Genomic DNA, 9,849 nt, shown 5'->3' with positions numbered 1-9,849 from the left:
CACTTCTGTGTGGAAATCAACAATAAGGGGAAGGCTTCATCCGGCCAGCCTCATCGAACTCCGCGAATGCCTTGGCAACGGACGACTGATTAGGGATGGTGATCATGCGCATCCAGCGACCCAGCACGCGCATCTGGTTGACCGCATTGAAGGACTGCGATCCGCCAGAGACTTGCATCACGGCCAATGTCTTCCCTTGCGTCGGACGAACCGCACCCACTGACAAAGGTATCCAGTCGATCTGTGCTTTGAGAATACTGGTCATGGCACCGTGGCGTTCTGGTGAAGTCCAAACCATCCCTTCGGCCCATTGCGCCAGTTCGCGCAGCTCTTTGACCTTGGGATGGTCCTCCGGCGCATCATCGGGCAAAGGCAAACCATGCGGATCAAAAATCCGGATCTCGGCACCCATCCTGCGCAGCAATCGCGCCGCCTCCTCGGTCAGCAGCCGGCTGTAGGAGCGCTCACGAACGGAGCCATACAGCAGCACGATGCGCGGCGCATGCGTCGCACGCTGTGCGGGCAATAGGCCGTCCAGCAGGGGCTTTTCAAAAGCGTGTTCGTCCAGGTTCGGTAGATCAGCGCTTGTCAATTCGATGTCCATTCGAGTCAATGACGGCTTCTCCGTCTTCTTTGGAAAATGCGGCCTGCTGGGGCTGCGGCAGGATGTCCAGCACAGCCTCTGATGGGCGGCACAGGCGGGTTCCCAGCGGGGTGATCACGATGGGACGATTGATCAAGATTGGGTGCTGGAGCATGAAATCAATCAACTGCGCATCCGTCCATTTGGACTCGCCCAAGCCAAGTTCGTCATACGGCGTACCTTTTTGGCGCAACAGTTCGCGCACCGGCGTGCCCATGGCTTGGATCAGGCCCACGAGGGTGGCGCGATCAGGCGAAGTCTTGAGGTATTCAATAACCGTAGGCTGCTCCCCGCTGTTGCGGATCAGCGCCAACACATTGCGGGAAGTGCCGCAGGCCGGGTTGTGGTAAATCGTGATATCGCTCATCGCAGTTGCTCTCCCGTTGCAAAGGTTCATGAGGCCAGGCTGAGCCGCAGCGCCAGCGCCGCCAGTGTGATGAGCAGCACCGGCATGGTCAGCATCGCACCCACCTTGAAGTAGTAGCCCCAGCCAATGGCTGTGCCCTTCTTGGCGAGCACATGCAACCACAGCAACGTGGCCAGGCTGCCAATGGGCGTGATCTTGGGGCCGAGATCGCAGCCGATCACATTGGCGTAGACCATGGCCTCCTTGACGGTTCCGCTGGCCGTCGACGCATCGATGGACAAGGCTCCGATCAACACCGTGGGCATGTTGTTCATGATGGATGACAGAACTGCAGAGAGCACTCCTGTTCCCAGCGATGCTGTCCATATGCCACCAGCTGCAAATTGGTTCAGCAGCATCGCGATGTAATCCGTCAGACCCGCGTTACGCAGCCCATAGACCACCAGATACATGCCTAGCGAGAACGCTACGATCTGCCAAGGCGCACCGTGCAACACTTTCCGGGTGCTGATCACAGGGCTGCGTGCCGCCACCGCCAACAAGATCGCAGCACCGACCGCTGCCACAGCGCTGACGGGAACGCCCAAGGGCTCCAGCGCGAAGAAACCCAGCAGCAGCAAGACCAGGACGACCCAGCCCGCGCGGAAAGTGGCCATGTCCTGGATGGCTGCCGAAGGCTGCTTGAGTTGGCCAAGGTTGTAGCTCGCAGGAATGCTTCCCCGAAAAAACAGCAGCAGCACACCAAGGCTCGCCAGGACCGATACCACCGTGACCGGCACCATCACCGATGCGTAGTCGTTGAACCCGATCTTGAAAAAGTCGGCGGACACGATGTTGACCAGGTTGGAGACGATCAGCGGGAGGCTGGCTGTATCGGCGATGAAGCCTGCCGCCATCACAAATGCCAGCGTGGCGGCCGCCGAGAAGCCCAGCGCGACCAGCATGGCCATCACGATGGGAGTGAGAATGAGGGCCGCTCCGTCGTTGGCGAACAAGGCTGACACGGCAGCGCCCAGCAGCACGATGAGGGCAAACAGCTTGACGCCGCTTCCGCCCCCCCAGCGTGCAAAGTGCAGCGCGGCCCATTCAAAGAATCCGGCCTCGTCCAGCAACAAGCTGATGATGATGACGGCGACAAAGGTCGCCGTGGCATTCCAGACAATGTTCCAGACCACCGGTATATCGGCCCAGTGCACGACACCCAGCAGCAATGCGATACCGGCTCCCAGCGAGGCGCTCCAGCCTATGCCCAAGCCGCGTGGCTGCCAGATAACCAGGGTCAGAGTGAAGATGAAGATCAGAATCGCCGTCAACATGATGAACTGCACCTAGCAAAGACAGCTCAGCAAGGGCACGAAGCCGAGGCATTTGGCGTGCAAGCCTGGCCCTGACAGCAGTTGTCGACGAGGTACGCGAGCAGGCCATTCATCGCGGGAAACGCCGCGCGATAAAGCATATTGCGCCCCTGTCTCTCCTGGCTCACGAGCTCAGCGTGAGAGAGCTCCTTGAGGTGAAACGACAGCGCATTGGTGGCTATGCCCAACTGCTCGGCCATTGCACTGGGAGTCAGGCCTTCAGGCCCGGCGACCACCAATGCACGAAACACGCGCAGGCGTGCTTCATGGGCCAGTGCAGAGAGGGAGCGGATCACTTGGGCTTCTTGCATTTATCAATGATACAACAATTATTGTATCATTGATTTATTAGTTATTGACAGCAACTCTACATTTGCAGGGTTGCAGCATTCACGAATGCACAACAGATGTCTGCTTGAGGCTGGTTGCTGTCTTTCAATTCAAAAAAGGGCAATGACTGCTGATGTCGAAAGCAGTCATTGCGCAGTGCCTTCATTGCAGGTCCGCTCTACGCTTCAAAGCAGCCCTTGAAAAAAACCCAGGCCGAGTGACTGTTTTCTTGGGTATCGAAGTGGTGCTATCGACCCATAGCCGACATAGCCTACCGTTTGGGGGGCGCCTCGGCCAGTCGGCCTTCAAGGACAAATTCAGCGTTTCGCTCGGAGGCGTGCTCCAGGTGGAAGCCCCCAGAGACGAGTGGAGAGTGTGGGTACCTCGCTTGGCGCTGAACATCAGCCTTCAGACGTAGTGGCCCGCGCGCTGCAGCACTTCTATCTTGTAGCCGTCCGGATCCTGGATGAAGAAAAAGCGCGCGAGCATTTCGTCTCCACGTTTGAACTCCTTTATGGGGGCTGGATTGATCCCAGCGCCCGTCATTCGCTCATGCTCTTTGTCCAGCTCTTCAACAGCCACGGCGATATGCCCATAACCATCGCCGTGTGAATAGGGCTCTTCTCTGCCTTTGTTCCAGGTCAGCTCAATTTCAAAGTCGTTCTGCTCATTGCGCAAGTAAACGAGGGAAAAATCTGGGAAGTCCAGTCGATGACTGACTGGGAGTCCCAATGCGTCAGCGTAGAACTTGAGCGAGCGCTCGAGGTCATGAACGCGAATCATTGTGTGGATTATTTTGGCCCAGGTGGTACCTCTCGTATTGATATTGAAGAACTGCTGACGCACAGTAGCCCTGAACCGCCCCGGGTTTTGAGGAGGCCGATTGGTTTAAGTTGACACCTCTATCGAGGTGTTGCGGAGGGCGAGTTGCCACCAGTAGTTTGCCTCAGCTTCTGCCGGAGGGATGCCCCCAATCGGCGTGAGCAGTCGGACATGGTTGAACCAGTGCACCCATTGCAGGGTGGCCAGTTCCACGGATTCCCTGGTCTTCCAGGGTCCCCGGCGGTGAATCAGCTCGGCCTTGTACAGACCGTTGATGGTCTCGGCCAGCGCGTTGTCGTAGCTGTCACCCCGGCTGCCCACCGAAGGCCGTATGCCTGCCTGGTCCAAGCGTTCGGTGTAGCGGATGCTGACGTATTGGCTGCCCTGGTCGCTGTGGTCTAGGACGCGCTGCTGAGGCTTGCGGCGCCAAACTGCCATCAGCAAAGCGTCGAGCGCCAGTTCCCTGCCCAGCGTGGCCTTCATGGACCAGCCCACAACCTTGCGAGCATAGAGGTCCAGCACCACCGCTAGGTACAGCCAGCCTTGCCAGGTTCGGATGTAGGTGATGTCCGTGACCCAGACCTTGTTGGGAGCATCGACTGTGAACTCGCGCTGTAGATGGTTGGGCGCGATGATTGAAGGCCGCCCTGCAATGGCACAGGGCTTTTTGTACCCACGCACGGCCTTGATTTTGTGGCGCTGCATGAGTCGTTCCACACGGTGCAGACCGCAGCTCTCGCCGGCTTCGCGCAGGTCGCCAAAGACGCGACGAGCGCCATAGACGCCATGGCTGGCGGTATATGAATGTCGGATGAGTTCCAGCAACCGGGTGTCGTCCTTGGCGCGGTCGGAGACCGGACATTGCAGCCATGCATAGAAACCTGCACGCGCCACCTGCAGAACCCGGCACATCATGGCCAGCTGATACTCGTGACGGTGCTCGCTCATGAAGCGGTACTTCACTCGGGCTCCCTGGCAAAGTACCGCGCGGCTTTTTTTTAGCAGGTCACGCTCCTCCTCCACTCTGCGCATCTGGACGCGCAGGCGAAGAATCTCGCTCTTGGCTCCCAACAGTTCCTTGGACTGCTGCTCAGATTTATCCGGCAAAACTGGCTTGACCCACTTGTACAGGCTATGGACCGAGACTCCCAGGCAGGCCGCTACATCTGGGTCGGAGTAGCCGCGTTCGACGACCTGCTTGACGGCCTCTTCTTTGAATTCCGGCGTAAACCTCTGGGTGCTCATGACATTCCCTCCTATGCTCAAAGGATAGGCGGGGCTTGTCTACCGGACCAGGGGCAGTCCAGCCCCCCATCCTGCAACGTGACCTGATTGGGTCAAGGCCGAGTTGTCATGCAGGCAGTTTGGCTGCAAGCAGTTCGACCTTCTCGATATTGGGCGGAGAACTGAGCAGGGTCGCTGCGTTGGCCATCAAGGCCGCGGCGATCTGGCCGTTCAGATGTGCCTGGCGACCTGCCTCATCGGCAAAGGCATCGAACACACCAAACGTCGAAGGGCCAAACTTCAATGCGAACCAGGCCGTGGTGCCGGACTCGGCGTTGGCGAGCGGCAGTGCGCTGGCCAGGAAGTCGGCAAGCGCAGCCTCCTGGCCGGGTTTAGCTTCGAGGCGAACAAACAGGGCGAGCTTGGTCATGCTGTATTCCTTTGGGTAAATGGAAAAGTGGGTGAAGGGATCGAAGAGACTGCAGTCTAAGTCTTCATGACAGAAATCTCTATAGGCAATAATGACAACATTGATATCATTGTTGCCATGAAACTCCACCTCCTTGTTTGTGATGGCGTGTTTGATCTGGGGCTTGCGGCGCTCACAGACACAGTGGGCTTAGCCAATGCGATGGCGGGCTCGCTGCCACAGGCGCCCGCGCACATAGAGCTCACGCTGGTGGGCGTGCGGCGTCGCATCCGAACTGCGCAAGGCTTGACGGTCCCCGTGGTCACTGCGCATGGTGTGCCCGAACCAGACATCGTGCTCGTGCCAGCGTTTGGCGACAAGATGCCTGACACGCTCTCGGCTCGACTCACACGCCCCGATGTGCCCGACGCGGTCGCGGCGCTACAGCAGTGGTCCACCGCTGGCGCGCACCTTGGTGCCGCTTGCTCCGGTAGTTTCTTGCTTGCAGAGAGTGGCCTGCTTGATGGGCATCGTGCGACGACGTCATGGTGGCTGGGGCCGATGTTTCGGCAGCGCTATCCGAACGTCACGCTGGACGAGTCACGCATGATCGTGAACTCGACACGCTTCACCACCGCGGGTGCCGCTTTGGCCCACGTCGACTTGGCCTTGCGCATCATCCGAGGGCGCAGTCCGGCGCTGGCGGCCCTGGTGGCACGCTATCTGCTGGTCGAGACACGCAGTTCGCAAGCCGAGTTCGTGATTCCCGACCACCTTGCGCATGCCGACCCGATGGTGGAGCGCTTCGAGTGCTGGGCCAGACGTCGGCTCGCGCAGGGGTTCTCGCTGGCCGAGGCGGCCAGCGCCGCGGGCACAAGCGAGCGCACCTTGGCGCGGCGGCTGCAAAGCGTTTTGGGAAAGACACCGCTGTCGTATTTCCAGGACTTGCGCGTCGAGCATGCCGTCCATCTCTTGCGCACCGGGAACGCCAGCGTCGACCAGGTTGCCGCACAGGTCGGGTACTCGGATGGGGTGACCCTGCGGGCCCTGTTGCGCCGCAAGCTGGGCCGGGGTGTCAGGGAGTTGCGACGCGGTGGATGACCAAAGGCGTTTGGTGCATGTACGGTTGGAGACCGCCGCGAAACTGTCGGAATCAAAGGCCTACCCACTTGCCTCTACTACATCGTGCGTTGGGTGCAAAAGCACCAGCCGTGCCAAAGCAGTCTTCAGTGACCTTTCAAAGTTCAGAGACCTTTCAAAGGTCTGAGTATTGGGAATACTGTTAGCTTTACCACCGTTTTCTGTTCACTAATCTGGGTTTTCATCCACATGCTATTCAATCCACTTCAAGTAGGTTCTCTCACCCTGCCCAACCGCATCCTTCTGGCACCACTGACACGCGCCCGTGCCGACGCTGGCCACATGCCCGACGCGCTGATGGCCGAGTACTACAGCCAGCGAGCCACCGGCGGCCTGCTGATTTCCGAATGCACCATGGTGGCGCCCGGTACATCGGCCTTCGTCAATGAGCCTGGCATCTACAAGGACGCGCAGATTGCAGCCTGGAGGCAGGTGACCGACGCGGTGCACGCCAAGGGCGGACGCATCTTCATGCAGATCTGGCACGCTGGCCGCGCAGCCTACCCTGGCGCTGCCGATGGCGCCCCCATTGTCTCCAGCAGCGCCACCGCTATTGAGGGTGAGATCCACACGCCCCAAGGCAAGGTGCCGCACGCGGTGCCCCGCCCCCTGACCGTCGAAGAGATTCCCGGCATCGTGGCTGCGTTTGCTCAAGGCGCACGCAACGCCATTGCCGCCGGCTTTGATGGTGTGGAAGTACACGGCGCCAACGGCTACCTGATTGACCAGTTTCTGCGCGACACGCCCAACCAGCGCACCGATGCTTACGGAGGATCGCTGGAAAACCGTGCACGTTTGCTGTTCGAGGTACTCACTGCCGTGACCCAGGCGATCGGTTCCGAACGTGTGGGTCTGCGCCTGTCGCCCCTCAACAGCTTCAACAGCATGAAAGACAGCGACCCGCAGGCCCTCATCGGCTTCCTGGCCGATAGGCTCAATGCCTTCAAGCTAGCCTACCTGCACGTGATGCGCGCCGATTTCTTCGGCGTGCAGAAGGCCGATGTCATGCCCGTAGCGCGTGAAAAGTACAAGGGTGTGTTGGTGGGCAATATGGGTTACAGCGCTGATGAGGCAGAGGCAGCTATTGCCGAAGGTAAGCTTGACGCTGTGGCCTTTGGCACCGCCTTCCTGGCTAACCCGGACCTGCCCGCACGCATCAGGGCAAAGGCACCGCTGAACGCGCCTGACTCCAACACGTTCTACGCAGGTGGTGCCAAGGGCTATACAGACTATCCGACATTGCGGGTCGCGTAAATCACCGCCCCAGAAGACCGAAGAAACGAGCCGCTTTATACCCAAGGCTCTGCCCTTCGATCTTGCGAAGCTGTGAATCGCATGCTGCCCAAACCTGTCCACGGCCGGCTGCCCATGCTGGTCACTGGTCGCAGTCGCCAAGAACTCTCCTGGATCGCGGAAAACGCCGACGGCTGGCTGTTCTACAACGTGCGCCTCGAACACCTTGGGGACCTGCTCAAGGTTTGGAATGGTGCTGTACAGCAGGCAGCCGGACCCGATGCGTTCAAGCCCTATACTCAAGTCTTCTTCTTTGACTTGGCAGCTAATCCCAACGAGCCGCTGATGAGCATGGGTCCCATGCTGCGTGGTGGACGGAACTCCTACATTGCATTCCTGCGCCACGCTCAGGCTCTCGGTATCAATCACGTTGCCATGAACCTCAAGGCCAGCCGCAGACCCGCGCGCGAAGTGCTGTACGAGCTGGCCGAACATGTGCTGCCGCTTTTTCCAAGTCTGAGCATTTGAGTGACTGCCTAGGGTCGATAACGCCACTTCATATCCTGTGAGAGCGGACCTTGAGCCCCATCTTTGGGCTGCTTCCCCTCACAGTCCGCTACTCACCAGAAACCAGTCAGTGAAGGTTAGCTGACGATGTACTCGGGATGACTGCTATTGGGATGAAATGGGCAGTTCGGGCAACCAGCATGAACTGCCGCGATCGCTGCAAAGAAGATGTTGGGAGAAGTCAAAGGTTCGAGCAGACTTATCTACCGTGATGACGCTGTGACCCATTTCATGATCATGCTGGCCATTGCATAAGCGCCGAGAGTTTGAATCCGCGAGGTCTGCATGAGCAGGAGACGGGGCAAGTGTAGAAATCCTGAGTCCAACATCATCCAAAATATGGCATTTCAATCCTAAATCTTTTGGTAGATAGGTTGGTAGAAAACCAAAAGCCCCTGAGTGCAGAACACCCAGGGGCTTGGTATTTGGCGGAAACGGAGGGATTCGAACCCTCGATGAGGCTCTACACCCCATACTCCCTTAGCAGGGGAGCACCTTCGGCCACTCGGTCACGTTTCCAATACAGCTATTCTAACCTGAAAAATCAGGCCGATTTGGAAACTTCTGCAGAATCCAGACCAAAAGCGGTGTGCAGGGCACGAACAGCCAGTTCCAGGTACTTCTCATCGATCACGACCGAGGTCTTGATTTCGGAGGTGGAGATCATCTGGATGTTGATGCCCTCTTCGGCCAGCGCGCGGAACATGGTCGATGCGACGCCCACATGGCTGCGCATGCCGATACCGACAATGCTCACCTTGCAGATGTTGGGGTTGCCGATGACTTCGTCAGCGCCGAGCTTGGGCACCACTTCTTCGCGCAGCAGCTCGACCGTGCGGTTGAAGTCGCCCTGGTTGACGGTGAAGCTGAAGTCGGTCTTGCCGTCCTTGCCGATGTTTTGCAGGATCACGTCCACATCGATGTTGGCGTCGGCCACCGGGCCCAGGATCTGGTAGGCGATGCCGGGGGTGTCAGGCACGCCACGGACAGAGATTTTGGCTTCGCTGCGGTTGAAAGCGATGCCCGATACGAGGGCCTTTTCCATCTTTTCGTCTTCCTCAAATGTGATCAGAGTGCCCGATTTGGCCTCTTCATCCAATGCAATATCCCAGGGCGTGAAGCTCGACAGCACACGCATTGGCACTTTGTACTTGCCGGCAAATTCCACCGAGCGGATCTGCAGCACCTTGGAGCCCAGGCTCGCCATCTCCAGCATTTCCTCAAAGCTCACGGTCTTGAGGCGCTGTGCGGCAGACACCACGCGCGGGTCGGTGGTGTAGACACCATCGACGTCGGTATAGATGAGGCACTCAGCGGCCTTCATGGCGGCTGCCACGGCGACAGCCGAGGGGTCCGAGCCGCCACGGCCGAGAGTCGTGATGTTGCCGTTCGGGTCAATACCCTGGAAACCGGTGACGATGACCACGCGGCCTGCGTCCAGATCGGCACGCACGCGCTGGTCGTCGATCGATTCAATGCGCGCCTTGGTGTAGCTGTCATCAGTGCGCACCGGCACTTGCCAGCCGGTGTAGCTCACCGAGGGCACGCCTTCGGCCTGCAGCGCAATGGCCAGCAAGGCCGACGAGGCCTGCTCGCCGGTGGCGGCCAGCATGTCCAGCTCACGGTAATAGGACTTGTCTGCGCGGCTGGGTGCCAGCTCACTGGCGAGGCCCAACAGACGGTTGGTTTCGCCACTCATGGCGCTGGGCACCACCACCATCTGGTGGCCAGCCCTTGCCCACTTGGCGACGCGTTTGGC

General features: G+C 59.1%; 10 protein-coding genes, 1 tRNA gene and 1 pseudogene. 3 read left to right on the top strand and 9 right to left on the bottom strand.

What is annotated here, in order from left to right; translation table 11 throughout:
- Window positions 1-22: 22 nt before the first annotated feature.
- From arsH to H928_RS0124495, 7 genes and pseudogenes are all read right to left on the bottom strand, one after another.
- Window positions 23-592, bottom strand: a pseudogene (gene arsH, locus H928_RS29765) (arsenical resistance protein ArsH); the annotation flags it as partial.
- Complete coding sequence (gene arsC, locus H928_RS0124525) at window positions 579-1,010, bottom strand: arsenate reductase (glutaredoxin) (protein ID WP_021028868.1); 432 nt, start codon at window positions 1,008-1,010, stop codon at window positions 579-581. The pseudogene arsH and the gene arsC, both read right to left, overlap by 14 nt.
- 26 nt (window positions 1,011-1,036) lie before the next feature.
- On the bottom strand, window positions 1,037-2,326 hold the full coding sequence (locus tag H928_RS0124520) for an arsenic transporter (RefSeq protein ID WP_027011367.1): 1,290 nt from the start codon (window positions 2,324-2,326) through the stop codon (window positions 1,037-1,039).
- 26 nt (window positions 2,327-2,352) lie between these two features.
- Window positions 2,353-2,676, bottom strand: coding sequence for a helix-turn-helix transcriptional regulator (locus H928_RS0124515; protein ID WP_021028866.1), 324 nt, complete (start codon window positions 2,674-2,676; stop codon window positions 2,353-2,355).
- 427 nt (window positions 2,677-3,103) lie between these two features.
- Window positions 3,104-3,478 carry a VOC family protein gene (locus H928_RS0124505; protein WP_021028864.1) on the bottom strand — a complete coding sequence of 125 codons (375 nt, stop codon included), beginning with the start codon at window positions 3,476-3,478 and terminating at the stop codon, window positions 3,104-3,106.
- 105 nt (window positions 3,479-3,583) lie between these two features.
- A complete protein-coding gene (locus H928_RS0124500; protein ID WP_021028863.1) occupies window positions 3,584-4,762 on the bottom strand; it encodes an IS3 family transposase in 1,179 nt (392 codons plus the stop codon).
- A gap of 106 nt (window positions 4,763-4,868) precedes the next feature.
- A complete protein-coding gene (locus tag H928_RS0124495) occupies window positions 4,869-5,171 on the bottom strand; it encodes a putative quinol monooxygenase (protein WP_007182542.1) in 303 nt (100 codons plus the stop codon).
- A gap of 66 nt (window positions 5,172-5,237) precedes the next feature.
- On the opposite strand from H928_RS0124495, the gene H928_RS0124490 reads away from it, so the two are divergent.
- From H928_RS0124490 to H928_RS29760, 3 genes are all read left to right on the top strand, one after another.
- A complete protein-coding gene (locus H928_RS0124490) occupies window positions 5,238-6,251 on the top strand; it encodes a GlxA family transcriptional regulator (protein WP_021028862.1) in 1,014 nt (337 codons plus the stop codon).
- A 228-nt stretch (window positions 6,252-6,479) separates the two neighbouring features.
- On the top strand, window positions 6,480-7,544 hold the full coding sequence (locus H928_RS0124485) for an alkene reductase (RefSeq protein WP_021028861.1): 1,065 nt from the start codon (window positions 6,480-6,482) through the stop codon (window positions 7,542-7,544).
- 81 nt (window positions 7,545-7,625) lie between these two features.
- Window positions 7,626-8,051 (top strand): luciferase, encoded by a 426-nt coding sequence (locus H928_RS29760; protein WP_021028860.1) that lies wholly within the window; start codon window positions 7,626-7,628, stop codon window positions 8,049-8,051.
- Between the two features lie 465 nt (window positions 8,052-8,516).
- On the opposite strand, the gene H928_RS0124475 is transcribed toward H928_RS29760, so the two are convergent.
- Both H928_RS0124475 and H928_RS29755 read right to left on the bottom strand, forming a co-directional pair.
- Window positions 8,517-8,609: transfer RNA gene (locus tag H928_RS0124475), tRNA-Ser, on the bottom strand.
- A 25-nt stretch (window positions 8,610-8,634) separates the two neighbouring features.
- Window positions 8,635-9,849: aspartate kinase (locus H928_RS29755; protein ID WP_043341947.1), on the bottom strand; the 1,215-nt coding region annotated here is incomplete at its 5' end.

This window comes from Comamonas sp. B-9 (assembly GCF_000410635.1).
Classification (GTDB): Bacteria; Pseudomonadota; Gammaproteobacteria; order Burkholderiales; family Burkholderiaceae_C; genus Comamonas.
Note: the sequence above shows the minus strand (reverse complement) of the source record. Positions and strands in the feature narration are given on the sequence as shown.